This window comes from Nitrospira sp. Ecomares 2.1, assembly GCF_965152585.1.
The window spans coordinates 1,601,147-1,627,466 of record NZ_OZ224219.1 but is presented as its reverse complement, the minus strand read 5'-3'; the positions used below and the strand labels follow the sequence as shown (position 1 = coordinate 1,627,466).

The window sequence follows — 26,320 nt, the reverse complement described above, 5'->3', positions numbered from 1 at the left end:
AGCAGATGGCTAAAAGGGTCAAGCCAAGCCTAGTGCACTTTCAGCTCTGTCCATGCTCGATCATAATAACGAATGGCCTCCTGAACATCTTCCAACCACTCCATCCGGGCAAGCATCTCACTTGGCGGGTACACCGCCGTGTTCGTGCGAATCTCTTCCGGCAGACGATTCCGAACATGTCGGTTGGCTGAAGCAAATAATAGTCGCTGCGATGTGGCAAGCGCCACCTCTTCATCTAAAAGAAAATTGATAAAATCCATCGCGAGCGCTTGTTGAGTAGAACTGGCCAGGACCGCCAGACAATCCGTCCATATCATCCCACCTTCATGGGGGAGCGCATACCGGATTGACGGGTGCTCACGCATCGCCCTGGCGATCGGCCCTCCCCAGGCATGCGCTAATACGACCTCCCCGGCCACAAGTAGTTGGTCAAACTGTTCACTCGTATACGCTTTGATCAAGGGCTTTTGCTTCATCAACTTATGCTTGGCTAGTTGAATGGCCTCGGGATCGACACTATTCAGCGAGTAGCCTAAGGACTGGAGTGCCAACCCGAAGACTTCCCGTTCATCGTTCAGCATACTGATACGACCGGAAAATTTCGGATCCCATAAGGCTTCCCAACTGGTTGGCGGTTCCGTCACCACCTCAGAATTATACCCCATTCCAACCGTACCCCATAAATAGGGAATGGCAAACCGGTTGGTGGGATCAAACGAGAGCTGCTGGAGGTGGAGCTCCAGATCTTGCACATGAGGAATTTTTTCCAGATCCAACTCCGCCAGCAACCCCAATCGGCCCATAATGCCTGCCATAAAATCAGAAGGCACCACCACATCATACCCGGTCATGCCGGTCTGCACTTTGGCTAATAACTCTTCATTGCTACTAAAAGTGTCCACGACCACCCGCACCCCCCGGGTCGCTTCGAATTTGGCCACCACCCCCGCATCCACATAGTCAGACCACGTAAAATAATAAAGAGTAGGGCGTTGAGAGGATGGTGATTCCGAGGATGTGGAAGATTCCGAACATCCCGCCGCCACCAGGAGAATCAAGATCCCCGCCCACTGACACAACATGTTCATGAGTTGCCGCCCTTCATAAATACGAAGATTCAGACGAAGCCGGTGCCGACCGCTCCTGGAGGAACCAAGACAACCCCACGCACAGCATGGAGACCACGACCATTACCGCCGACAAGGCATTCACTTCGGGAGTCATCCCTGTTCTGATCATCGAAAACACTTTGAGTGGGAGGGTGGTTGAACCGGGGCCGGCGACAAAAAATGTCACGACAAAGTCATCCAACGATACGGTAAACCCTAACAGTCCTGCCCCCCAGATTGCCGGACGTAACAAGGGAAGTGTGATGCGGGTGAGCACGTCCCATGAAGTGGCGCCCAAATCACGCGCCGCGTCTTCCCAGGCAGGGTCCAGCTTACGGAGACGGGCCCTGACCATGACGATGGTCAACGGAAGATTGAAGACCATATGTCCGATAATGATGGTCCCAAATCCCAGACGGACCTGACATAAGACAAACACCATCAATAAGGCCACACCCAATAATATTTCCGGGATGACCAGTGGCAGCAACAGGATCATGTTGACCCACGCCCTCTGCCCCCCTTGACGGGTTTCCAGACCGATGGCGGTCCCCACTCCAAGAATAAGGGCCAATCCGGTTGATATTATTGCAATCACCACACTATTGACCGTCGCTTCGAGAATCGCCCGGTCCAGGGCCAGCTTTTCGTACCACTGAAACGTGAACCCCTTCCACGCCACTCCCATTGTGGAGGCATTAAATGACAGGCCGATCAGGATGACCACCGGCAGATATAAAAAGAGCATGACCAGCACACTCATGAGGATGAAACTGCTCGGCATCCGCTTCATGATGGATCCTTTCCCACTGACGTCCGAGCTAGCAAAAACCAAATAAGAAGAACGCTTCCCATCAGCCCGAATGAGATGGCTGATCCATACGGCCAGTCCCGGGCGACCAAAAATTCCTGCTGGATGAAGGTCCCCACCATCATGTTTTGTCCTCCACCCAATAAATACGGCGTAATAAAGGCACCGAGGGAAGGAATAAAGACCAACACTCCCCCGGCCAGAAAACCTGGGGCACTGAGCGGGAGCAGCACATGTCGAAACATCGCGCCCATAGACGCATATAAATCAAACGCCGCGTCTTCTAATTGGGGAGAGATGCGTTCTATGGCCGCCACCAGAGGAAGCACCATAAAGGGCAGATAGCCATAGACCAGTCCCACAAATACCGACACATCCGTGAACAATAAGGAAAGCGGCTCCTCCAGAAACCCCACTCTGATCAACAGACTATTCAGAATACCGTCCGCCCGAAAAATCAACACCCACGCATAGGTGCGAACCAAAAAATTCGTCCAAAACGGAATCATCACAAGGGTCAACAATATAAGTTGCCAGTGCCGGGAAGCCCTGGCCAGACAATAGGCTAAGGGAAACGCCACCACTGCACAAACTAGAGTCGTAAATCCAGCCAGGAGAAGTGACCGAAAAAATATGACTCCCACGAGCGGATCGAAGACACGTTGATAATTTTCCCAGGTCGCGATCCAGGAAATTCCCCCATACAATCCCCGGCTTGCCAGACTCACTCCAAAGACCAATACCAGCGGGAGAAAAAAGAACAGGCCCAAGAAGAGGCCTGCCGATACGAGGGACAGCCTGACAGGAAATGCGGAAGATGTGGCAAAACGATTGGTCAGCATGGAGGAGATTGGGAGGGCAAAACCAACCCATCGTGTGCCCACCATTGCACGTACACCTGTTGACCAACTGTCAAGGGACAGGCCTGTGCTTCGGCAATTGGCACGCGAGCCATCCAGATCGCCCCGTCCTGAAGCCGAACATGGTACACCACTTCATTCCCGGAAAAGGCCACGTGGTGCATCATCGCCTGAAGACCATTGTCATATCGATTGGCAGACATGTTAGAGGACACATGCACGCGTTCGGGGCGAACTATGACCGTGACGGCCCCCTGCGGAAAATCATGCGGGGAACACGAGACCATGACGGGTGACAAGCCATTCGCTTCAACCCGACACAACCCACCGTCACAACTGGCAATGATGCCCGACAACACATTGGAAAGCCCGATAAACTTGGCCACAACCGAAGATACGGGGTGATCATAGATCTCCTGAGGCGTTCCCACCTGCAACAACTTCCCCCCATGCATGACCGCAATTCGATCCGAGAGCATGAGGGCTTCATCCTGCTGATGAGTCACGCAAATAAATGTCGCCTTCACCTCACGCTGCAATCGCTTCAGTTCTCCCTGCATCTCCTGGCGTAGCTGCTGATCCAAAGCAGCCAAGGGCTCATCCAACAGCAGGACGACCGGACGATTCACTAGAGCTCGTGCAAGCGCCACCCGTTGCTGCTCCCCTCCGGACAGTTGCCCAGGGAGTCGCTTCTCCTTTCCTTGCAAACGAACCAGAGCCAACATGTGACTCACCGCCTTTTGAATATTGGCCCGGCCATCTCCTTTCATTTTTAATCCAAAGGCCACATTTTCAAAAACGGACAGATGCGGGAAGAGCGCATAATGCTGAAACACCATATTCACGGGTCGCTTATGAGGGGGATCCAAGGTGACAGCACGTTGCTGAATTATAATGTCCCCTTGATCCGGCCGATCTAATCCAGCAATTAACCGAAGGATTGTGGTTTTCCCCGACCCACTCGGTCCCAATATGGAAAAAAATTCCCCGTTCTGAATCGCCAAGGACACATGATCCACCGCCCTCACGAGACCATGAGTTTTGATAACCTTATCGAGGACGACGCTTTCATTCACGAGCCAGAGATCCCTTCCGGGAGAATTGGATAAGCCGCCAGGGTGACGATTCTAGGAAGGGAGGAAAATGGAAGTCAATGAAGGGATACCGGCATCAGTATGCCAAAGGCAAACCGACGAAGGCGAGGAGTGCAAACAAGAAGGCTATGGCGAATGGTCGGAGAACCGGTTCAGGCCTTGCAGGCACCCATAGGCATCAAAAACTGCAAGTCCGCCTCTGAACCGTCGGGGCGAGATCCCGGAGTGCCTAGGTTAATGCCTTAGGAATCAGACGTTGGGCAGATATTCAATTTGCTTGTCTTCCGAAATAGAGGGCGGCCTCCAGGAAAGTGCCTGGATCTTAATGAAGGAGGAGATTGGACATGGATCCTTCGACGATATGTTGACCGGTTTTAATCGACATGCTGCATCTCCTTTCAGAGGGGAGCGCTCCTTTTAGTCAACTCATATACGAGAACCTCATTCATTAATCCTACCCATTTTCCCAAGCCGCATTTTTATCCGAGATGCCCCTGGCCTCAATACGCCTTTTGTGACGTCGGTTACTCTGGGATGCCTGAAGATTCCATCTGACGTTGCTCGAAAGCCACTACGTCATCAACCGAATCATAGATGGGGACGATCTTCGGAAAATTGACAAATGCTAACATTTCACGGACTGCCGGCTTTGGATTGACCATACTGAGCCGGATTTGCTTCCGATTGAGATGATGGTAGGTGAGGAATAATTTCCCTAAGGCACGACTATTAAGTGTGGTCAGGGTTTCCATATTCAGAATGATATGTTTGCCCTGAATTTCCTGCACCTGTAAAACAGCCGCCTCTAAAGCAGGTTCGGCAGACCCATCAAAGCAGGTCCCGAATGTAATAACATGCATATCGTCAATTGAAGTCGGTTGGGTATGGATCATAGACATCATAGGTCAATAATTTCCATTTCGGTTTTGCGATTCCACAACTTAAGAAAAACTCGATTCTCTTTCTCTGGGGATCAGGCAACCGATCGGATTTCAGACTTTTCCGGGATAATGGGAATAATGGTGGTTAGATCCGCCAGATCCAAAAGTGTCTCAACCGTGGGTTTTGGATTGATCACCGTCAAACCCATGCCTTTCCTTCGAAGCGAATGATAGAGCAACAACAATCTTCCAATGCCTGCACTATCCATTGACGACACTCGTGAAAAATCCATCACAACGTGGTTGCAAGCTCGTCCCTCTCCCGCCGCCAAGGCCGTTTCAATTGGTACTCGTCCAAATTTATCGAACCGACCAGAAAGCAGCAAGATCCTCGTTTCCTTCTCCCACCGTGCTCGTACCAACATGCACCTGTCCCTCCTTTATGATCTGACACATAATATGACTGGAATAGCCTCTGCTCCGCTATCCTTCAGATCCCATATATCAGCAACAGATGTGCCATGCTCCCATTTTGAAATATTTCGATATCCACTTTTTTATATTAAAAATTTCCTCAAAAAACATGTGTGTATAGAACAGGGAATGGGACGAGGCGCTTGGCCTCATATAAAACACCAAGCAGACCTTACCCAATGGGTAAAAATGTTCTATGAAAATTTTAACGACCAGGGCAATTCACTGATCACCCACACGCTACAACACAGTGGGAAAAAGGCGAAGACAACACAGAAAAGAAACGTGATGCTGAGACCAGGGTCAAGCTGGTATGAGATTAAAAGCCTGAAAATACCTGCATGACCTCATCTTCTTTGAACTCATCCGTCAATAGGTTCCTGGTCATGACGTTCCATCCCCTACCTTACTTTAAGTATAGGAATGTCTACCGGTTCGGAGGAGGATCAAACACATATCCTTTGTGAATCCCTAAGACGAATAAAACTCAAAAGTCCGACCCCACAAGGAGTCATAGGCTATTATGTAGGCCAATAATACGGTCCTTCCAAACATCCTGAATGACGTGCTCGTCAAAAAGCCAGATTTCCTCAGCGAATGAGATACGATCTGTATCTATTCCGATACTTCGGCCTCCATGGTTAGATCGCAACTTTCCTTCCTCTACTTTTCCTGTTTCTTTTAATAATCAATTAGTTGGTAGGAGGGCAGCCGGTCGGTCCGATGCGCCGGATTATATGGCATTAAGGTTGCTATTTTATGAGCAAAGACGAGAAAAAGGACAAGAAAGAAACCAGGGGGGACATCTTTATGGACTGGACGACCTTGTGGGTAATCGAAACGGTGATAGCTTTTTTGGGAGTCTTTTCCCTTCACTGGTTCTGGAATTAGCAAAACCTCACATTTCAGCATAGGGATCGGAACCAATACCATTTTATTGAGAAAGGATTTTTAGGTAATGCTGCCACACTCACACTCCTGGTATCCCATAGAAACGGTCAATTGGGGGAAGCTCTCCCCCACCTATCCGTTTCGATTCAATGGACCAGGGTATCTCTACTGCATGTGGTGCGCACATTACATTCGATTGGTATCGGTTTCGAAAGAAGGAGCCAAGTGTTCCGACTGTCGACGTGACCTAGCCGTGGCCATTAGTTAACTTGAGCCCATTCACAGTAGTTTCTGGCTCTTCATCAGTTTTTTTTGGTAGGAAAAATTTTGGGGAATATAGAAACATCTAATTAAGAACCATTCAGTCCAATAGTTTCTTGATAGGGGAAAAACCGGCCAGCTACATTTTGATGGAAGAAAACAAAAAAACCACACAACGAAATCACACAGGGAAAGTAATACGCGAATGATTCAATTTTAAGGGTTACGACTCAAAAAGAAATACCACTTTGGCATACTCAAATCCTTACTCAAATCTCCTCGCCACCTGAAGAAATTTACCTTCGGTTTCAATCACCTCTTAAGTCAGTTGTGGACCTTTTCACTAGGATTTTTGCAGATCAATACAGGACTCCCAGTAAATTAAAGTAGGAGGAAGGCGACATATTCCCAAAAAAATGAGAGTTTGATGACTGGTGTTCCTATAACCCGGGATTAGTGGATCAAAGAACAGACGACCATACTGATGTCCGAACGATGAAGCCCTCTAACAGTAAACTTCCTGTCGGATTGCCTCGTGCTCAGTGGCATAGACCGGAACGCAGGCAGGAAGGTGACAGCCTTCCAGCGCAGCTTGAACATTAGGAGAAGGCCCAACAATACTTAGCCCAATGTGTTGAGGTTGTAGTTTATGGTACCAAAGATACAGGAGACCGAGACCCACCGAATCAATCCCGGTGATGCCCATAAAATCCAAAATGATGTGCTGACACCTCATGTCTTTGGATCCAAGGATCAGATCCCCAATACCAATGGTTGATTGTCGATCAAACCGTCCCGTGAAGATGATGACGGTTGATTGGTTATTTAGTTTTTCGCGGACTTGGAGCATCGAATCTACCTCTTAATTTGTAAAGAATAAAAATGAGATGTTAATACATAGGGCTATATTCAATCTTTTCAGGGTAGGCCGAACAATTACTCGTTAAGACTAGAGGTACGTACTGGTGGTCCTAATGAGCAAACTACTCAAAAAGTAAAGTGATGTCGTTGAACTACCAAAAAGGGTGAGATCATTCGTGGAGTTTCCCACTGTGATAATGGGTGAATATTGCAGTTTGCGACCTGAGCAACGAAAGCCAAGCGCAAGGGCTAAAACTCTAAACTTGCTACGAACCAGGTAGAGCGATGGATTCAGAAATAGACAGTGCTGCCGATGACACCAGGAGGTATCTAGGAAGAAACGGAATTGGGGACATGATGATGACTGATCGCTTCAGGGATGGACGAATGGATTGAAATGAGTTCCGTCAAATGGAGAGATTCCATCGTATTGCGGACCATGGGGGACGGAGCCACGATACTGAGGCGCACCTGATTGATATGCAAAGCGTGGTACCACGTGAAGAGGTTGCCCACTCCGCCCAGGTCCATCGTGGCCACTTTGGAAAGATTGAGGATGACGTGACGACAGGTTCCTTGCTGGGCCTCCTCAATAAATTTTTCAAGCCTCAGGGTTTGAAGGGAATCCAGATGTCCGGAAAGGGTTAATACTCTGGTGGTAGGATGCTTGGAGTTATCAAAGTCCTGCATAAGAGGTTTATCGGTAAGACAGAGGAGAGAGTGAAGAGGCTTTGTGGGTAAAAGACAACTCTCGGAAAGTGCGGGCATATTTGAACCCACCGCATTGGATGGTTATATCAAAACGCAAATCGTGATGCCGCTTCCGAGAAAACTCAGCTAACCACTTTTAGTCTAAACACTCACATGAAGAATCCGGAGATGGCAATAAATATCCCCGTGGCAAGACCACGGGGAATATCAAGTTAAAGCGAATTCGGCAAGCCCAAGGGCTTTCCATTCGTGCATTGGAAGAGCGGGCCGTGGTGCATTATGTCACACTGGCCCAAGTCATTGATAATCACCCATTTCCTCAATCTATAAGAAGTCTTATGGGACTGATCAAAATAAAGGAAGAAAGGTACGTGAAGTTTCGTGTCGTGGATGAGGGGAAGATACTTCAGGTAGCAGGAGAGACACTGGGAGCCAAGCTAAAGCGGTGGAAAACCTCAACTCTCAACATGACTTTGTCTAAGAAACAAATGGGCAAATATAACGGACTTAATGATGGGAAAAATTATGAGCGATCAAGCCAAAGGGCCAATGACGTTTAAGGCCCTCACAGACACTTATCTGACAGACCCCGAATTTCAACGCCAACGGATTTTTCAAAAAAAGTCCAATTGGTTTTCCAGGCGGTTTCTTCCGGTTTTGGGCGGCTCTACTCTTCTAGACAAGATTACTGAAGACAAGATCGAGAAATATTTAGAGGTTCGTCGCTTCAAGCTATTGATTTGGTTGGTGCCGGAGACCGGGGTCGAACCGGTACGAGCTGGTAAGCCCGAGGGATTTTAAGTCCCTTGCGTCTGCCTATTCCGCCACTCCGGCATCGCACAGATTGGGGTGGAGACTCTACCACTCATTAAAAACCGGTGCAAGATTTTCAGACAGAAAGATTAGGAGAGGATAACCTAACTATTCCAGCCTTTTTGTCTTTTTGGTTGAAAAACGGATGTACAAGAAAAATGAAGAGGATGCGAGTGCTTCGCATCCTCTTATTCGAAGACCACGGAGGGTCCTATGAGAGCCCTACTTTCAATTGACCCGAACAACCATATGATTTCGTCGATTTTCCTGGAAACAATCTTCATTGTCGTGTTGACAAAATGGTCGCTCTTTGCCGTAGGAGACAATTTTAATCCGGTCGGGTTGCACACCGAGATTCACTAAATATGTTCGTGCTGCATCGGCCCGTTTTTGACCTAATACCAAATTATAATCCTGAGTCCCTCTTTGGTCGCAGTGCCCCTCAATCGTCAAAGCCTTTCCAGGATTCGCCTGCAACCATTGCGCCCCTTCCTCAAGAAACTTGGCGGCGTCGCCAGAAATATTCCAACTATCAAAGGCAAAGTAAATGTCCTGAACCTGACCCCGTTGGATCCCCATGGACCCACTAAAATTTGACTCAAATATCGAGCCATTCTTATCGGTTCTCCCAATTCCCACTGAGACCCGCCCTTGCTGGCCAGGGCCAATAGCAATGCTCGAATCGGGATCGACATACTCAGGAGAAGGACCGCCATGTTCCTTCCTATAAGCTTCGCCCCAGTTCGCAGGATTCACTCCTCCTTGTGAAGAGCCGTCCATGGGAATCCCGGACTTTGACGGATCCCCATAAAACTCACGGCGATTCTTGCCATCTCCCAAATAGGCATTTGCCCAAGCTTCTGGATCAGGATTCTGACTCGACGCCATTCCATTTTCAAATCCAGAAACAGGTCCATGATTAGGGTCAGATCCATCTACACCGGGGTATTGATGCTTATAGTTTGAGCCACCTAGGCCAAATGCTCGTTGCGTTCCCTGCATCCCTTCAGGATTCGAATTTGGATCTTCCCCATTGACCATATCTTGGGAATTCGAACCATTCGAATGCTGAGAAGGTTTGACTCCATTAACCAACCCGCCATTTATTCCTTTTCCCTCACCTGATCCATTTGCCTGACCCATAATCCTATTGGTGTCAACTGCATCTTCACTTGAGGCCATCCCATCCCCTTCCGAGTTGGCCCCAGTTCGGACCGAATGGCTACTACACCCCGAAGCCATAAGGACTCCCAACGTGACAACGACAATTAAAGCGCTACGTTTTGGACAAACCCACATGAGATCCTCCTGGTGCAATGGTGACTATTCGTATCATGAGAGAAAGAAGAATATTTCTTCTTCATCTCGAATACTGAATGGCCTCTGAAAGACTACCAAATTTATCTTTATTCTTCTAAGATGGACACGTGTAAATCCTTTTCGGCAGTTCCGTAGAAAAGTTAAGGCATCCCGCAACATGCGAAAAAATGTCCCCTTGAGCATCATACCCGAAGGACCAGATATCTTTATTCAACGTCAACAACAGGCACGAAATGGGAGGAAACCTTCTGTCGCTCGTTTTCAAGCAGGAATAGAGGCATAGATTCCCCGGTCCAGTTGAACCGGGGAATAGAAACAGACTCTGAAAGAATGACAGGGCAAAACGGCGGAATTGAGAAATTCGGGGTTAGGGCTTTGAGGCTGAAGCCGGCAATATCTCCGATTGATACCATACCCAAAATTTCGCGACTCCTTCGGGCACAGATGTTTGAGGATTATACCCCAATAGCTTGCGGGTCTTGGAAATGTCGGCAAAGGTGTAGGCTATATCGGCATCCAACATGGGCGCGGGAACTAGGTGCGCCGCACGTCCTGCTAATTGCTCAATGCCTTTCACAAAGTCGACAAGGTGGACAGGTTCACCTCGTCCAAGATTCAGGATTTCATAACCCATAGGACGATCCACCGCCGCGGTAAGGCCACTGACAATATCTTCGACATACGTCCAATCTCGATGCATGTTCCCATTGTTATAGAGAGGGACTTCACAGCCAGTAAATATATTATCCAATACTTTATAGGCCATCATATCGGGACGACCACGTGGGCCATACACGGTAAAAAATCGAAATACGGTGCAATCCAACCCATACAAGTGATGATAGGTATACCCTAGCAATTCACTTGCTCGCTTACTTGCCGCATACGGGGCAAGCGGCTTATCACACGAATCCTCCGGAACAAAGGGAATCGTCGTGGTATTGCCATACACAGAGGAAGTTGATGCAAACACAAATATCGGAGAAGGTGAACGTTTGCCCTGTGAACCAATCCGCCCCACACACGCATCCAATAAGGCCATCGTCCCCATCACATTGACATCGTAATATAGTCCAGGGTCATCAATAGATACCCGAACTCCCGCCATCGCTGCTAAATGGATAACAGCGTCAAAACGATGATCAGAAAAAAGATTTGCAACCAACTCTCGATCGCGAATATCTCCTTTGAGAAACTGAAATGTGCCGGGCCATTTCTCCGTTTTGGCATGTTCGGTCACTTCTCGAAGATTTTTCTCTTTACGCGCAGGATCATAGTAATCATTGAGATTATCGATTCCAATCACTTGATCTCCACGCCTGATCAATGCTTCCACCGCATGGCTTCCAATAAACCCCGCAGCTCCAGTTACCAGTATCGTTTTACCCACAAACACTCCTTTATGTTACTTAGAGGGTTCCTATTTGGCACATCATTTTTTCACGCTAGCTGTCGAATTTGGTACACCCCTGCATTAGTTTTCTTCGGCAACAATTCTGCCATGCTTGATTCAGGAAGGACAATCATAGGTCAGGTATCTCTGACGATCAATTTCCTGATTGTTCTGTAATCGGGGCTTCTTCAAAATAACGGTTCCCTAAGCATTCACTTGAGGGACCTCAGCTCCATTGCTACAATGCAGAATGCTCTACCCTATTACCTATGGAATCGTTAAAGATCCGGAAACCCTAGAAACCATTGACACAGGAACCGGAAAAGATTTTGAGGCTGAAGTCGTCGTCTACAATTGCGATTGTCATACCTACCAACAAGTCGTCAGTCTTTTTTGTCAGGTGATTCCCAGGATGACCCCGAAAAAAGCCTTTGAATTAGCCTGGCAGATTGATCACCACGGAAGTGCAATCGTCTATCAAGGAGACATTAAAGACGCTGATATAATTGGGAAGCAGTTGGCAGCAGGTGGATTGAGAGTTGAAGTCCGCTATTGAATTCTGACACCACACAACAGAGTTGCCCTATCTATTATTACTTTTTCTTTGCCCTGGCCGGTCTCACAGACAAGGTGGATTTCTGAGTCTTGGCTTTGGCAACGGGAACACCTTTTTTACTTTTTCCAAGCTTGGGAGCAGTTTGTATGGATTTTCCTGCAGATGGCTTTGCCACTTTAATTTTTCCAATTTTCTTGGTGGGCAATCCCGACATCATTTTTGACTCTTGCGGTAGCTTGGCGGTTAATGGAAGAGAATTCCTCTCTGATGGAGAAGATTTGGATATTTTACCTAATTTCTTTATCCCCTTCCCCGAGCCTTTCCCCGAAGATCCTGTTGGCGTGGGCAAGGGAAACGAGGGCAACTTCTTTTTTTTCAGAGCGTCCCCTGAAAAAACCCGAACTTGATACAATTCAAATAACGATTCAACCGCCTTTTGATCCCCTTTCCGTGCAAGCGTGAGAAGGCGACGGCGTTGATTCATTTCTTCTTCTTCCGTATGGGAAGTAACTCGCCGTTCCATGCTCAACTCCTTTCCTTATCCCGATATCCAACCTTCTGACATTCCACTGCAGGCGCCATCTTACACTAAAAGCCACCACATTGGCAATATTCCCTAATGAACTTTTCTAGGATTCAGGAAGAACAGTTTGTATCAAGAAAAAATGGACTTGGAAGGTGGTCAAACTGATCGTTTTAGGAATTAGCAAGAAATATCTGATTACAAAATAAACGAAACGCACAATAGCATTTGAGTTGATTTTTTCCTGCGTGAATGTGGTGTGGTTTTCCTCGAAAAAGTGATGCCAATTATTCTGAGATGGCTTCCCATGTGAGGAAATATGGCATGACCGAACTCTTATCACCAGAGAATGCATTCCAATGGAATCGTTCCTCTGAAAAACGAAACCAATAAAAAATCTTCGTTTAACGCTTCCCGCTCTGAAGAACAGATGCTCGATTGACAGGCCAAAGAATCCATCGATATAGTGTTTTGACTTTTGCCATTGAATTTTCAATGATTTTTCCTTTTCCGCTAGCTCGGCTCATTCTTATCCAAAGGCTATTCTGATGACCCAACACACTACTCCCTATGACATTGAACAAATTGGATATACCGTTGTGCGATTTAATAGTTCAGGAATTTTTGAAACACACAAAGACCACATGGTGGATCCCTACGCGGAAACACGACATGCTAAAGGCCCGCAGGTGGAGGGTCTTCAATTCGCCCCACAAGAGGCTAACAAAATATTACCGGCTATGGTCCTCCTGCATGATCGCTATGGACTCACGTCCCATATTCAGGAATTAGCAAAAGGCCTCTCCTGCCAAGGATACGTGGTCTTAGTTCCCAATTTGTATGTAAGACAGGGCGGGATGGTGACAGCCAATGCTGAAGTTGCCGATGCCTTAATGGAGCGAGTCAATGAGCAACAAGCCTTACAAGACATCAATGCCAGCTTTGAATTTCTCAACGCTAACCTGACCGAGGATATAAATTTAGAAAGAACCACCCGCAATGCGCATGCCGTGATCGGGTTTGGAATGGGCGGATCCCTGGCAATGAAAACTGCTGCGCATCGACGTCGCCTTCAGGCCGCAGTGGCAATCTCTGGCACTCTGCCAACCGACCCTGAATTGGCTCAACGTTTATACTGCCCCCTTCTGCTCCAGACACCGGGGAAAAGCCTACTCAATTCAGCAGAAGAACGTGACCAGTTCTGCCAAATGGCCAACCAGGCCGGGAAAAAGATCGAAGTGCGATCTTATCCCGAAGCCTCCGATGAATTCTGGCAAAGTAGCACTCCTAGCTACCGGGCATCAGATCTAGAAGACGTGCTACAAACCTCAATAGACTTCATTAACGCGATCATTCACAAAACCCCATAAGCATCGTTTGATTTTTGAAATCCATGCCTGACTCCTTTCATCCATTTATCCCGATACACCGCCAACTTTTTTTTTGAAAAATGGAATGGCATGGCAATCGAAATGTTTGGTTGATTCCCTGGTTTGTTTGCGCCAAAGTCTTGATTTTCTGTTTCCTTTCGACTGCCTTTGCCGATCAGGAATCAACTAGGCTCCCCTGGTCCCTCCTTGAAAAACATCGTACACAAGTTCTTCAGCTTTCCTCTGATGACGAGGCTTTAGCCCTCTTCAAAGCCACAACCATTCCAGGTGAAAGAGGTTCACGCTCTCACATGAAATCACAACTGTTACCTACGCAGTTGAATCTCCCAGCAGAGATCAAGGAAGCGATCATCATCTACTTGAACTCACTGGCTACTACCATTCATACGCAAACATTTCGGGAGATTCTTATTAAATCAACAATAGGTATCCCACCACTTTCCGACATCATCCCCGACGATGCACACCTGAAATGGATCACGAAACACTCGCCCCCTCAAGCCTTGGAATCTGTCATTAATGGCTACAAACAAGTATCGGCTTGGTCTCACACGATGACTTTTCACCCACCTCCCCCTAGCGAAGAATTTGCCAAATTTGCCTCGTATTACGATCAAACGTATCCGGATTGGGATAATAGTCCCCAATCCTGGACGAGTACTTTCACGCAGCACGGCCAAAAAGGAATCGAGGAGAGGTTACTCGAGTATTGGCAAACTCCCGATCACATAGCCGATCAACACCAATCCGCCCAACCAATTCATGATGCCTATACTCAGCATTATATTGAAACCCGGCTTTTCCCTATGTTTAGAATGATTCTTCTCACAAAAATCAGCGAGTTGGAGGCCACCGCCCATAGGACAGCATGGGAAGCCTGGCAAAAGATTCAGCAGTGGCAAAAACTGGAACAAGCCAATGTTGACACCACCCGGCTGTGCGGTACCTGGCGATGGATAGTACATAACCACCAAAACCATGGCGATCGTAAAATGACTGTCACCTTTTCACCCCCTGACCAATCCTCGCCGTCTCAAATCGCACCGACCACTATTGAGATTCACGGGGATACGGTCTATCTCCAATGGACTTTTCCCCAAGGAGTTCAGGAAGATAGTTTGCTGCTCAGCAACAACGACACTCATTTGGAAGGCACTTTCAAAAATTCCCTCGGTCCTCATGGCAGTATTTCCGGCAAACGTCTCTCTGCTTGCGAGCCCTAATCCTTCTTCTGAGTTTTCCTCTCCCTCATCTCTCTTCCCCATTCTCCGAAAAGGTGTAAAATACCTTTAGGAGGAAAATGCGGATGATTGCCCATGATTCGTTGGAACCTGACATTCGGCGCATTGGACAAACATTAGCCAAATACGCTCATCACCATACACCGGGATTTTGGGATCACCGGTGGTGGACCTCACTACTTCTAGATTGGGGAACCCGTGATGAACAGTTCAAAGTGCAATTGTTTCGCTTTATTGACGTCCTTCCCTCCCTTCAGACAGACGCACAATTTGTGCGTATCCTGAAGGAATACTTCCAAGATCTGCCGACTCTCCCTGGTCCCCTGCAGTGGCTCCTGCACCGGTTTTCAAAAAATTCCCTTACGGCCCAAGTTGGGACACGGATATTGCGACGCCAATTTTTGAAAATGGCCTACACATTTATGGCAGGGGAAACCGTCGGTCACGCTGTCCCGACGCTCACTCAACTTTGGGAAGCAGGAAGTGCGTGTTCGCTGGATTTGCTCGGAGAATCCACGGTCAGTGAAGAGGAGGCCGACCAATATCACACGCGATGCCTTCAGACATTGACCCAATTACATGAGATTATCCCACAATGGAATCATCAACATCTATTAGAAACCGATCATCTTGGGTCTCTTCCCAGGATCAATCTGTCCATCAAACTCTCTGCCTTATATTCGCAATTAGACCCGATTGATCCTGAGAGCAGTTACGCTGGGGTTGCCCCTCGACTACGATCGATCCTGGAGCTTGCGCAGGCCCTCCCTGCCTCCCTCACATTTGATATGGAACAGGCCGAATTGGAGCCGCTCATTCTTTTGGTATTTATGCGCTTATTTTCTGAACCTGCCTACCAACATTTTCCGCATGCCAGCATCGCCATACAAGCCTACCTCAAGCACACCAACCACACACTGGATACTCTTCTAGCATGGGGAAAACAGCGCAACACCCCCTTCGGTATTCGCCTCGTCAAAGGCGCCTACTGGGACTCTGAAGTGATTCGCTATCAACAACAAGGTTGGCCCATCCCGGTCTTCTTAAAAAAAACCGACACGGATGCGAACTACGAACACCTCGCCCAGCGAATTTTGGAACATCGAGCCTTCATTCGCCCTGCCTTTGGCTCGCACAATATTCGAACCTTAGCCGTAGTCCAGGCGATGGGCGACTCACTCAATCTCCCGCCGGGAACGTTTGAATATCAGATGTTATATGGCATGGCCGAACCTCTACGTGATGCCGTGGTGCAACAGGGATTTCGGCTTAGAGTCTATGCGCCGATTGGGGAACTTCTTCCCGGCATGGCCTATCTCGTGCGTCGGTTATTGGAAAATACCTCGAATGAAAGTTTTATTCGACGCCAATATGAAACGGCCGAATCCCTGGAGCATCTGCTATTGGCACCCTCGAACGCTCACAGGAATGAAGAGGAGACGATGTCTCGGGAAATTCAGTCGGAAGCCACTGTACTCGCTGGAGACAGTCCCGACAGGTTCTCCAACGAACCACATTCGGATTTTTCTCAACAGGACGTTCAACGAGATTTTTCTCTAGCTCTCAACCACATCGGTCCCCTCCTGGGACAAATCCATTCTTATCCGGTTCCGCCCCCCATGCAATGGTTTGGGGCAGAACTGATCTCGACTAATCCCAGTTTTCCTGGGCAAATCATTGCCAAATTTCCAACTCCGTCTCCTGACCAGATTGATCCGATTGTTCACATCGCCCACGACCATATCGGTACCTGGGCAAAGGTCCCTCCGAAAGCCCGTGCGCGGATTTTATTTCATGCAGCCGGACTCATGCGACAACGTAGACCGGAATTAGCCGCGTGGGAAATACTGGAAACCGGTAAGCCCTGGCGGGAAGCCGATGCCGATGTCGCTGAAGCCATCGATTTTCTGGAATTTTATGGAAGGGAAATGATTCGGTTAGGCACTCCGCAGCGCCTGGGAATAGAGCCAGGGGAATATAACCAACGGATCTTCCAACCACGAGGATTGGCCGTGGTGATTGCGCCGTGGAATTTTTCGTTAGCCATCCCCACCGGTCTTGTTTCGGCAGCCTTAGTCAGCGGGAATGTTGTCCTGTTTAAACCATCCGAGCGCTCACCGATGATGGGGTATCACCTCTTCACGCTGCTCATGGAAGCTGGTTTACCTGAAGGCGTCTTACAATTTCTTCCTGGTGGGCCGGACTTGGGACAGGCCCTTGTCAAACACCCCAAGGTCCATCTCATTGCCTTTACAGGATCACAAACCGTTGGATTGAATATTATCCGGGAGGCCGGTCAGGTGTCAGCTGGACAACGACATATTAAACATGTCATTGCAGAAATGGGGGGAAAAAATGCGATCATTGTTGATGAAACGGCCGATTTGGATGAAGCGGTAATTGGGGCATTAGCCAGCGCAATCGGCTACCAAGGACAAAAATGCTCCGCCTGCTCCAGAATCCTTGTCCTAAACGATGTGTACCCCTTATTTATTGAACGACTCAAACAGGCAGCCTCTAGCATTCCGATCGGTCCCCCCGAACACCCTGGAAACCGGATGGGACCACTCATTGATCAACGGGCACTGGAACGAGTCCGGCACTTTGTGCAACTTGGGAAAACAGATGGTACGTGCCTTCTCGATTGTCAGATTGAGGGACCTGGGTATTTTCAAGGGCCGGTGATACTCACAGATCTACCCCCTTCGCATCCTGTCGTTCAGGAGGAAATATTTGGCCCGGTCATGGTTGTGTTGAAGGTCTCTACAATTTCTGAAGCTCTGGAATTAGCCAATAATTCCCCCTATGCCCTTACCGGAGGAATCTATTCACGCAGTCCTGCCAATATCCAACTGGCTCGCGACACCTTTGATGTGGGGAATTTATATATCAATCGACCGATTACCGGATCATTGGTGAACCGGCAGCCTTTTGGAGGGCATCGATTATCAGGAATCGGCCGGAAAGCCGGCGGAAGCGGGTATCTTGAGCAATTCATGGTGGAAAAAGTGATTACGGAAAACACGCTTCGCCGTGGCTTCGCTCCGACGCAATAATGCCACTTCAGATGCCACTGTCACCTTTTCCAATTCCTCAATCACTTCGACCATCCGTTCATTTTGACTGCGAACGGAAGGAATGGTTTGCCGTTCAATGTATTTGAGCAATCCCACCCCACGAGCAAACCAGGCCGTCATCGTATCTGTTCCTTGGATTGTCTCTCCACTCTCCGACAAATGAACCTTCATGATCATTTTGGCTTCAAGGCGAATGGCTTCCGGATATACGCCAGCCGGTACGATCACGGTCTCTTGTCCTTGAACGGAGACAGTTGCCTCAATATCCACCGTTTCTTTTTCTCCATCATGATCCACATCTGTTCCAAAATCCACCCCGGTCCGGTTAAATTGCTCGAAAGAGCTAGGGATCTCTAGGGGAAACCGCACGATTTGATAGGGCACCAGTTGGCGCTCCAACGTCGTCCCGGGTTTCGACCCATAATATCGGATCCCTGCAATATCACGGCGATAATAACTATCCGACGGGCCCTGATTCCCAGGATTGGTATCGTTGAAAACCGTAACCTCCACGCCCTCCAGGATTTCTGTCCCGGTCACTTTTGAGATATTCGTAAACTGTGTATCCTCATTCTTAATCTGGACCATGCCTCCTTCGATCATCGTTCCCTTATACACCCATTCATTTCCCACCTGATCAGGAAAATATTCATGACTTTTGTCAACCATAAACTTCGTGGAATCGGAAGAATAGACCATGCCGGGTAGGCACAACAAGGAAAGACCAAGGCAAACCAATGCTCCAGTCCTGCAGGAAGTTCCAAGCAATGTAAAGGAAATATTCATAGACAGAAAGTGATGTGAACCTACCATAGGATCATTAAAACGGGCAAGATCCAAGCAAGGACCAACGATCCAGGTCCCATTCACCCTAAAAATTCCGCATTTTTTGTTTGCAGACTATTCAAGCATTGACAATCTCTTTGTCCTATGCAGACTAAGAAACAAGGAAACCAAATGGTAATCAATACAAAACGGCACCAAGCCAGTCCAGTCCTATACCAACCCCTAATCTCATTATTTTCACTTTTTCAACGATGCATGAAAGTGACACGCTGTACTCCCCATTTACGAATGAACCCCATCGCCAATCAATAGTCGGAAAGATGAACACCCGTTCGAACATCATGGTATTTGGAGGATCCGGAGTCATCGGTGGAGCCATTGCGAAGGTTTTCGGACACCAGGGCTGGAGAGTAGGCCTTCATTACCATCAACATCAAACCGCAGCGAATGCAACTGCGGCGGCGATCAGGAAGGCCGGTGGAGAAAGTCATCTGTATCAAGCCGATGTCGCCAACAACTTACAAATTCAGGCCATTCTGCAGGAGTTCATCCAGGCCCACCATTCTCTGAACGTACTGGTATGGGCCGTCGGGGTAGCCCCTTCAAAACTCTTACTCAAAACCTCCCCTGAGGACTGGACCCGTACCCTTCACACGAACTTGACCGGTGCCTATACTGTGCTCAAAGCTATCGCCCCCATTTTTGAACAACAACATGATGGGGCCGTGATTTTTGTAGGCTCTCTTTCCGCTGAACTAGGAGTGGCAGGCCAAGCCGCCTATGCGGCTTCCAAAGCAGGACTGACTGGATTGATGCAGACAGTGGCAAAGGAATGGGGAGCCTTCAATATTCGAATAAATATGGTGTTTCCAGGATGGCACACCTCACCATTATCAGAACCAGGATGGCAGTCGGCAATGGAACCAGGCAACCATACTCTCCCGAGACCTTCTTCATTACAATATGTGGCTACAACTGTCTATCACCTGGCCTTGTCGCCTAACACATCCGGACAAATATGGAATCTGGACAGCCGGATTTGGTGACCCGCACATTTTCCAGCATATCTCTGACCATGAGTGCTCAATCTGACCATCTCGCCATATTCATGACCGCAACCGACACCGGTGTCGGAAAAACAACCATCACGGCGGCTCTGGTTCTGGCGTTGCAAAAAAAAGGGCATCGAGTGGGCGTCATGAAGCCGGTGGAAACCGGTCTCGATCCTCAACAGCCAGAGACTTCCGACACAGGCCGTCTTCAGAGTCTACTCTCCCCTCCTCCTCCCTTTGCGTCAATCTGTCTCTATGCCTTTCCTCAGCCCATTGCGCCGTTAGCTTGCGCTCGCGCACAGGGAATAGCCATTGATGTGGCGGGAATTGCCACCGCCTTTCATGTCGTCAGGCAACAGCATTCCGTGTGTTTCGTGGAAGGTGCAGGAGGGGTCTTGACTCCACTCTCACCAACACACACCATACGAGACCTGATCGTGTCGCTGAATCTTCCGGCTATCGTGGTCAGCAGAACGAGCCTTGGCAGCGTGAATCATTTGCTCCTGACTTTGGAAGCACTGCACGGTGCAGGCATTAAGCCGTGCGGAATCGTCCTGAATGATCCCCTGCCCTCAACCCAAAACGAGTGTTTCATTCGGCAGCGAACCTCCACGATTGGTCTGATTCATGAATGGTCGACCGTACCGGTATTTGGCCCCTTGGAATATCAAAAAACCGTGCAGACGGACTGGCGAAAGGGAATGGAAAACTTAGCCTACCATCCTGAAATTCAACGATTGGCCAACCACCTCATTGAAAAAGAGACATAAACCGCGCCAACGCTTTGGGGCGATCATTCGCATTGAGTATGGCCGAAGCGACCGCTACTCCATTGGCACCTGCCGCTTGGAGTGCCGGAACAGAATCCGGAACAATCCCACCAATGGCAATGATGGGAAGGGGGGTCAGGTCTCGAATACCAGCCAGTCCTTCAATACCAACAACCGGCTCATGATTCGCTTTGGTTCTTGTCGAAAAGATAGGGCCAAACCCTAAATAATCCGCACCTTCTTCCGTGGCTAATCGCACCTGTTCAGGATTGTGGGTCGAAACGCCAATCAACATTTTCTGTCCGACAACTTTCCGTGCAAGAAGTAGGGGAAGGTCGGCCTGACCAAGATGAACACCATCGGCCTCGAGAGCCAACGCCAAATCACATCGATCATTCACAATAAACGTCATGTCCCTCTCTGCCGCCACATTTCGCAGAACCCGGCCAGCCTCATATGCCTGCTTCATCGATCCGGTTTTATTCCGATATTGCACCAGCTTAACCCCTGCTTCGCCAGCCTGCTGCACGACCTCCGCCAGTGAACATCGCGAGGCCCAGCTGTCATCGACAATGAGATAAAACCGAGAAAAAACAGTGGGGAGGGAAATCCGAGAAATAGGGACTGCGCTCATGGGGACTGTAAAGCAACAAGCCGGTCCAAAAATCGAGTGGACACGGGACCCTTTTGGAAATCAGGATGATCAAGAATCCGCCGATGGAGAGGAATACTGGTTTTAATTCCTTCAATCACAAATTCATCCAACGCCCGTCTAGTACGAGCCATGGCTTCCTCTCGATCTCGCCCAAAGGCAATAAGCTTCGCAATCATCGAGTCATAATACGGATGGACAATACCGGTGGTATCCATGGCGGTATCCACGCGTATCCCTGGTCCGCCAGGTGGACAAAATTTTGTGATGGTACCGGGGCTAGGGGTAAATCGATCCGGACATTCGGCATTGATTCGGCATTCGATGGCATGCCCGGTCAATTGAATATCTTTTTGTCGATAGGACAGCTCTTCCCCAGCAGCAATACGAATTTGCTCCTTAATCAGGTCGACTCCTGTCACCATTTCGGTGACCGGATGCTCAACTTGAATACGCGTGTTGACTTCCATGAAATAAAATTTTCCACTTTGATCCATGAGGAACTCCACGGTGCCGGCATTTCGATACTTCACGGACTTGATGGCCTCAACTGCCACCTGCCCCATTTTGCGTCGTAACGAATCGTCCAACGCCGGAGAAGGGGATTCCTCCAACACCTTTTGATAGCGACGCTGTATGGAACAATCTCGTTCATGAAAATGCACAACATGCCCATGGTTATCCGCCATAATCTGAAATTCAATGTGCCGTGGATCTTCAAAAAATCGCTCAAGATACACACCGCCATGCCCAAAGGCTGTTTGGGCTTCTAATTGAGCGGATTCGATCGCCTGGGCCAACTCTTCTTCATGCCAGACCACCCGCATCCCTCGCCCCCCGCCACCGGCCGAGGCTTTCACAATAACGGGAAACCCAAGCTTTTTGGCAATAGCGACACAGGTATTGGGATCGTTTAATTCACCATCGCTCCCTGGCAACACAGGGATTCCACGTTTCTTCATGTGGGCCCTGGCTTTTGATTTATCGCTGAGTAGAGCAATATGCTCGGAAGTTGGTCCAATAAAGGTAATCCCAATCGACTCGCATACCTCGGCAAAATGCGCATTTTCAGCTAAAAACCCGTACCCGGGGTGAATCGCATCCACTCCGGTAATTTCGGCAGCACTCAAGACATTCGGAATATTTCTATAACTCAGACCCCCTTCGGCAGGTCCGACACAGACATGTTCGTCTGCGTAACGGACATGGAGTGATTGAGCATCAACATCTGAATGAATCGCGACGGTGCGAATACCCAACTCCCGGCACGCTCGATTCACCCGCAGAGCAATTTCTCCACGATTGGCAATAAGAATTTTTTTAAACACGTCGTATCCTTAAGATAAAAAGACTTCAGAAAGCCATTCTAATCATTATGAGCAACCGTGACTCTCCAAATAACTATCAGGACAACCCAGCTCTCAAGATCCCGACAAAGGATCAATTAAATAGAGCGGCTGGCCGAACTCAACCGGAGTCGTACTTTCCACCAGAATTTTGACGACTTTGCCATCGGTTTCCGCCTCAATTTCATTCATCAGTTTCATGGCTTCGACAATGCAAAGCACCTGCCCTTTTTTGACAATATCACCTTCTTCGACATAGGGATCAGTATCAGGAGAAGGGGAACGATAAAAGGTCCCCACAATGGGCGAGGTCACAGTCAAGAAATGTGCGGGCTCGGTAGAGAGGATGGGAACCGGCTTCTCCAATGAGGAGCCAGTGTCCACTGGCTTTGATCCGTCTATCTGGTGGGAAGTAACAGCCGGCACATGATCCCGTCTAATGCGAATTCGCACACCTTTTTTTTCGAATTCCAACTCAGTCAGGTGGTGCCGGTTTAACACTTCGACAAGGTCTTCGATTTCTCTTCTGGATGAATCAGCCATAATCTCCTATTTCGTGTATGTCTGGAGGACAGGGATCCCGAATTACCGAACCCGTTCTACATAGCTGCGCGTCCTCGTATCAATTTTAATCACTTCTCCGGTTACCAGATAGAGAGGCACCTTCACGGAGGCGCCGGTCTCGACAACGGCCAACTTGGTCCCACCAGATGCCGTATCCCCTCGGATGCCGGGATCGGTTTCCACGACTTTCAACTCCATAAAGACAGGCAACTCTACCGCGATCGGCTCATCATGATACAACAAAATTTTGACGACGGTGTTTTCCTTGAGCAAATCGACGTTTTCGCCCAATTGGTTTTTAAGATAGGTAAACTGCTCAAAACTACTAATATCCATGAAGGCATATTCTTCGCCGGCGTTATAGAGAAACTGCATGTCGCATTCCTCAAGGTTGGGCTCGTCGAATTTTTCTCCAGAACGAAATGTACGATCAATAACATTCCCCGTTTTATAGCCCTTCAGTTTTGTTCGAACAAAGGCTCCGCCTTTTCCGGGTTTTACATGTTGAAATTCCACAATATAATAGGGTTGCCCATCCAGCTCTAAGCGCGACCCATTTCGAAAATCTGCAGTCGTTATCACAGCATCAAACTCCTCATACAATAAACGTGAACAGAAATGTTAGCGGTGTAATAGGCTGGTCCGCTGAAGCGCATCAACCAGCGCTCTCAGTCCAAGCAGGTAACTTTGTGGTCCAAACCCGGAAATTTGCCCAAGCGAAACCGGGGCAAGGTAAGACCGCCGACGAAAGCTTTCCCGGCGATGGATATTCGATAAATGGACTTCGACCATAGGAATTCCCACGCTCACAATCGCATCCCGGAGGGCTATACTGGTGTGGGTATAGGCAGCAGGATTAAATACCAGCCCTTCAAAGCGTGCCTTGGCCTCCTGGATCCAGGTAATCAATTCCCCTTCCACATTGGATTGCCGGCTTTCGACCGAGACACCTAACTCTTTTCCTAAATTTTTCAGTGAAACATCCACCTCGTCCAAGGTGATCGTTCCGTAAATAGTCGGCTCACGAGTTCCAAGTAAATTCAGATTAGGCCCATGTAATACCAGGATATTCACTAGGTGTTTTCCTTCAATAAATTGCGTTGGCGAGGAGGCAGAATATCTAGGACACAGGCATCATTGGACTGATGGAGTCTGGGAAAGACAGAACCCGTGAAATTCTAGCAGCGACGGACGAATGGGTCAACGGAATTTGACGCACTTGTTAGGGTTAGCACCCTCCGGCACGTTCCAGGAGAACCCGTCTCAGCTCAACCATTGCCCATGTGTCCCGGCCACAATATTCATGTAATGCCTGGGCGATGTGAGCACGCTCCATTAGGTCTGTTTCATGAAAAACCATTTTCTGGTACATGACCGCAGCCACGGCACCATTTTGGATGGTTAAATCATCGTAAGCCAAGGCAGGCACCAAAGCCGGCAAGACGTCTTTAATGGAGTAGGATCCGTGAAAGTCCGGATGATAATAATGTTGCTGGATGACCGAAAGGAGATCCCACAACCGGCGAACCACCTTCGATAGGACGGGCTTCAACTGAGGCAACACATCTCCCAGCGCAAAAAGCAGAAACCGTTCATATTCCGAATAGACACAAATGGTCCCGGCATCTCCCACGCTCTCCAACAGACTCAACGCCACTTCTTCTCGAGGGTCCCGGCCGTCGGTACACAGATAATGATGATGGACCACCGTGCCATCAAGGTACTCAATATGGTTTGACCACTGGAAGGGAATCGGCCGATAGGGACGAGTATGAGCAAACGCCGGGATCGCCGGCATAAAGGTCTCAAAATCTAAATGATGAACCGGGAACCGGACCGATTGCAGACGAGGCCGAAGGAGAGGGGAGATCCATTCCACATTATCCTTCACTCGTTGCTGAGTTGCGGACAATTGAATGTGCTCGGGAATCTCATCAATGGTTTCAATCCCCTCCTCCAGGAGGAGCGTTTGCAATTTCGAGCTACCAGGGAGATGAAACACCCACCGCTGAGGCTTCTCTTTCGTACAATGGTTCCAGAAAGGGCATTCATACGGCTGATGGCAATGACTATCAGGGACAATGGAGGGTGGGGTCGCCTGCTCCAACGTCTTCCACATATCTTCAAGCTGTGCTTGAATCAATGGCCGACGCGCCTCCACTTCCTCGGTCTTATTTTCCAAAACAAACATTTCTTCTAGATTCAAATCTCCGCCAAGAAAAGAATACTGAGTATTCAGATGCATCAAAAAACACCCGCTGACTTCGATGCCAGCTCCCTCCAGGACCGCAGCTTGAATGGCCAGATCGTCTAGATGCGTGGCTTTCACTTTCGAGGTCGCCTTCACTTCAATCAACCGCCAACGCCTAGCATCGATCCGCTCCAAGATGTCAACACGAACTAAAATACCTTGCCAGACAAACGCCCCCTCAAATAAGGACGGAATCGCTGCATCCTTCACGACCTCACTGGTGCGAAGAAGAGCTGCAGGAATTTGACGGTGTGTGTGTTCAATCAGAACGCCTTGAGGAAAATATTGACGCGCAACAACGCCAACATCTGTGCCCATATCCATGATGGCCCGGCGATCCGGCGTAGGCGGGGTGGCTAATTCTGGCGAATGGATTTCCAAATACAACCGCTTGGCACATTGCAAACCCGCCAGGAAGCGGCTTTTGGATAAACGATGCGTTGAAACAGATTGGGTTAGTTTTTCTGATCCTGTAACAAGGGGCAAAGGAGAAATTGGGTTCATGGGCTTATGAGAGCTCCCGGGAATGAAGAGGAACACCCAATTTCAAAAAGTCATTCTTAAGCATCAGGACCCATACATGATTGCTGCATTTCAGATAGAAGCATACTGCTCAATTTTTTTCTCCCATG

General features: G+C 48.6%; 26 protein-coding genes and 1 tRNA gene. 9 read left to right on the top strand and 18 right to left on the bottom strand.

Going from position 1 to position 26,320, the window contains the following annotated elements; genetic code table 11:
- Window positions 1–29: 29 nt before the first annotated feature.
- The 6 genes from ACWHYD_RS07105 to ACWHYD_RS07080 form a co-directional block, all read right to left on the bottom strand.
- Complete coding sequence (locus ACWHYD_RS07105; RefSeq protein WP_447965214.1) at window positions 30–1,088, bottom strand: polyamine ABC transporter substrate-binding protein; 1,059 nt, start codon at window positions 1,086–1,088, stop codon at window positions 30–32.
- A gap of 13 nt (window positions 1,089–1,101) precedes the next feature.
- Window positions 1,102–1,902, bottom strand: a complete 801-nt coding sequence (locus ACWHYD_RS07100) for an ABC transporter permease (RefSeq protein ID WP_447965213.1) — start codon at window positions 1,900–1,902, stop codon at window positions 1,102–1,104.
- Window positions 1,899–2,807: an ABC transporter permease gene (locus ACWHYD_RS07095; protein WP_447965212.1), complete on the bottom strand. Its 909-nt coding sequence runs from the start codon at window positions 2,805–2,807 to the stop codon at window positions 1,899–1,901. The genes ACWHYD_RS07100 and ACWHYD_RS07095 overlap by 4 nt, the downstream gene beginning before the upstream one ends.
- Window positions 2,756–3,856 (bottom strand): ABC transporter ATP-binding protein, encoded by a 1,101-nt coding sequence (locus ACWHYD_RS07090; RefSeq protein WP_447965211.1) that lies wholly within the window; start codon window positions 3,854–3,856, stop codon window positions 2,756–2,758. Before ACWHYD_RS07090 ends, ACWHYD_RS07095 begins: the two co-directional genes overlap by 52 nt.
- Window positions 3,857–4,398: 542 nt before the next feature.
- A complete protein-coding gene (locus ACWHYD_RS07085) occupies window positions 4,399–4,776 on the bottom strand; it encodes an STAS domain-containing protein (protein WP_447965210.1) in 378 nt (125 codons plus the stop codon).
- Between the two features lie 71 nt (window positions 4,777–4,847).
- Window positions 4,848–5,180 (bottom strand): STAS domain-containing protein, encoded by a 333-nt coding sequence (locus tag ACWHYD_RS07080; protein ID WP_447965209.1) that lies wholly within the window; start codon window positions 5,178–5,180, stop codon window positions 4,848–4,850.
- 1,007 nt (window positions 5,181–6,187) lie between these two features.
- On the opposite strand from ACWHYD_RS07080, the gene ACWHYD_RS07075 reads away from it, so the two are divergent.
- Complete coding sequence (locus tag ACWHYD_RS07075; protein WP_447965208.1) at window positions 6,188–6,388, top strand: hypothetical protein; 201 nt, start codon at window positions 6,188–6,190, stop codon at window positions 6,386–6,388.
- A 498-nt stretch (window positions 6,389–6,886) separates the two neighbouring features.
- Here the strand turns inward: ACWHYD_RS07075 and ACWHYD_RS07070 are convergent, their stop codons facing one another.
- Window positions 6,887–7,231, bottom strand: a complete 345-nt coding sequence (locus ACWHYD_RS07070; protein WP_447965207.1) for an STAS domain-containing protein — start codon at window positions 7,229–7,231, stop codon at window positions 6,887–6,889.
- A 341-nt stretch (window positions 7,232–7,572) separates the two neighbouring features.
- The gene (locus ACWHYD_RS07065; protein ID WP_447965206.1) at window positions 7,573–8,010 is read right to left on the bottom strand and encodes an STAS domain-containing protein; all 438 of its coding nucleotides are present in this window, start codon (window positions 8,008–8,010) and stop codon (window positions 7,573–7,575) included.
- A gap of 314 nt (window positions 8,011–8,324) precedes the next feature.
- Between ACWHYD_RS07065 and ACWHYD_RS07060 the strand changes: the two genes are divergently transcribed.
- On the top strand, window positions 8,325–8,513 hold the full coding sequence (locus tag ACWHYD_RS07060; protein ID WP_447965205.1) for a hypothetical protein: 189 nt from the start codon (window positions 8,325–8,327) through the stop codon (window positions 8,511–8,513).
- Between the two features lie 185 nt (window positions 8,514–8,698).
- Here the strand turns inward: ACWHYD_RS07060 and ACWHYD_RS07055 are convergent.
- The 3 genes from ACWHYD_RS07055 to ACWHYD_RS07045 all read right to left on the bottom strand — a co-directional run bounded on the left by ACWHYD_RS07055 (window position 8,699) and on the right by ACWHYD_RS07045 (window position 11,476).
- Window positions 8,699–8,787: transfer RNA gene (locus ACWHYD_RS07055), tRNA-Leu, on the bottom strand.
- Window positions 8,788–8,994: 207 nt separating this feature from the next.
- Complete coding sequence (locus ACWHYD_RS07050; protein WP_447965204.1) at window positions 8,995–10,065, bottom strand: OmpA family protein; 1,071 nt, start codon at window positions 10,063–10,065, stop codon at window positions 8,995–8,997.
- 388 nt (window positions 10,066–10,453) lie between these two features.
- Window positions 10,454–11,476: a GDP-mannose 4,6-dehydratase gene (locus tag ACWHYD_RS07045; protein ID WP_447965203.1), complete on the bottom strand. Its 1,023-nt coding sequence runs from the start codon at window positions 11,474–11,476 to the stop codon at window positions 10,454–10,456.
- 253 nt (window positions 11,477–11,729) lie between these two features.
- Between ACWHYD_RS07045 and ACWHYD_RS07040 the strand changes: the two genes are divergently transcribed.
- The 5 genes from ACWHYD_RS07040 (at window position 11,730) to ACWHYD_RS07020 (ending at window position 18,246) form a co-directional block, all read left to right on the top strand.
- Window positions 11,730–12,035, top strand: a complete 306-nt coding sequence (locus tag ACWHYD_RS07040; protein ID WP_447965202.1) for an ATP-dependent Clp protease adaptor ClpS — start codon at window positions 11,730–11,732, stop codon at window positions 12,033–12,035.
- A gap of 146 nt (window positions 12,036–12,181) precedes the next feature.
- Window positions 12,182–12,442, top strand: coding sequence for a hypothetical protein (locus ACWHYD_RS07035; protein WP_447965201.1), 261 nt, complete (start codon window positions 12,182–12,184; stop codon window positions 12,440–12,442).
- 664 nt (window positions 12,443–13,106) lie between these two features.
- Window positions 13,107–13,928, top strand: a complete 822-nt coding sequence (locus ACWHYD_RS07030; RefSeq protein ID WP_447965200.1) for a dienelactone hydrolase family protein — start codon at window positions 13,107–13,109, stop codon at window positions 13,926–13,928.
- A gap of 311 nt (window positions 13,929–14,239) precedes the next feature.
- Window positions 14,240–15,172 (top strand): hypothetical protein, encoded by a 933-nt coding sequence (locus ACWHYD_RS07025; RefSeq protein WP_447965199.1) that lies wholly within the window; start codon window positions 14,240–14,242, stop codon window positions 15,170–15,172.
- A gap of 83 nt (window positions 15,173–15,255) precedes the next feature.
- Window positions 15,256–18,246 carry a proline dehydrogenase family protein gene (locus ACWHYD_RS07020; protein ID WP_447965198.1) on the top strand — a complete coding sequence of 997 codons (2,991 nt, stop codon included), beginning with the start codon at window positions 15,256–15,258 and terminating at the stop codon, window positions 18,244–18,246.
- Here ACWHYD_RS07020 and ACWHYD_RS07015 read toward each other — a convergent pair.
- Complete coding sequence (locus tag ACWHYD_RS07015) at window positions 18,139–18,936, bottom strand: hypothetical protein (protein ID WP_447965197.1); 798 nt, start codon at window positions 18,934–18,936, stop codon at window positions 18,139–18,141. The genes ACWHYD_RS07020 and ACWHYD_RS07015 overlap by 108 nt on opposite strands.
- A gap of 437 nt (window positions 18,937–19,373) precedes the next feature.
- Here ACWHYD_RS07015 and ACWHYD_RS07010 point away from each other — a divergent pair, with 437 nt between their 5' ends.
- Complete coding sequence (locus tag ACWHYD_RS07010; protein WP_447965196.1) at window positions 19,374–20,099, top strand: SDR family NAD(P)-dependent oxidoreductase; 726 nt, start codon at window positions 19,374–19,376, stop codon at window positions 20,097–20,099.
- The gene (gene bioD / locus ACWHYD_RS07005; protein WP_447965195.1) at window positions 20,072–20,875 is read left to right on the top strand and encodes a dethiobiotin synthase; all 804 of its coding nucleotides are present in this window, start codon (window positions 20,072–20,074) and stop codon (window positions 20,873–20,875) included. Before ACWHYD_RS07010 ends, bioD begins: the two co-directional genes overlap by 28 nt.
- On the opposite strand, the gene thiE is transcribed toward bioD, so the two are convergent.
- From thiE to ACWHYD_RS06975, 6 genes are all read right to left on the bottom strand, one after another.
- Window positions 20,856–21,509 carry a thiamine phosphate synthase gene (gene thiE / locus ACWHYD_RS07000; RefSeq protein WP_447965194.1) on the bottom strand — a complete coding sequence of 218 codons (654 nt, stop codon included), beginning with the start codon at window positions 21,507–21,509 and terminating at the stop codon, window positions 20,856–20,858. The two genes, bioD and thiE, sit on opposite strands and share 20 nt — an antisense overlap.
- Window positions 21,506–22,855 (bottom strand): acetyl-CoA carboxylase biotin carboxylase subunit, encoded by a 1,350-nt coding sequence (accC, locus tag ACWHYD_RS06995; protein WP_447965193.1) that lies wholly within the window; start codon window positions 22,853–22,855, stop codon window positions 21,506–21,508. Before accC ends, thiE begins: the two co-directional genes overlap by 4 nt.
- Before the next feature lie 93 nt (window positions 22,856–22,948).
- Complete coding sequence (gene accB, locus ACWHYD_RS06990; RefSeq protein WP_447965192.1) at window positions 22,949–23,416, bottom strand: acetyl-CoA carboxylase biotin carboxyl carrier protein; 468 nt, start codon at window positions 23,414–23,416, stop codon at window positions 22,949–22,951.
- A gap of 42 nt (window positions 23,417–23,458) precedes the next feature.
- The gene (gene efp / locus ACWHYD_RS06985; protein ID WP_342348755.1) at window positions 23,459–24,019 is read right to left on the bottom strand and encodes an elongation factor P; all 561 of its coding nucleotides are present in this window, start codon (window positions 24,017–24,019) and stop codon (window positions 23,459–23,461) included.
- Between the two features lie 39 nt (window positions 24,020–24,058).
- Complete coding sequence (gene aroQ / locus ACWHYD_RS06980; RefSeq protein ID WP_447965191.1) at window positions 24,059–24,511, bottom strand: type II 3-dehydroquinate dehydratase; 453 nt, start codon at window positions 24,509–24,511, stop codon at window positions 24,059–24,061.
- Window positions 24,512–24,665: 154 nt separating this feature from the next.
- On the bottom strand, window positions 24,666–26,192 hold the full coding sequence (locus ACWHYD_RS06975) for a DUF2779 domain-containing protein (RefSeq protein WP_447965190.1): 1,527 nt from the start codon (window positions 26,190–26,192) through the stop codon (window positions 24,666–24,668).
- Window positions 26,193–26,320 lie beyond the last annotated feature (128 nt).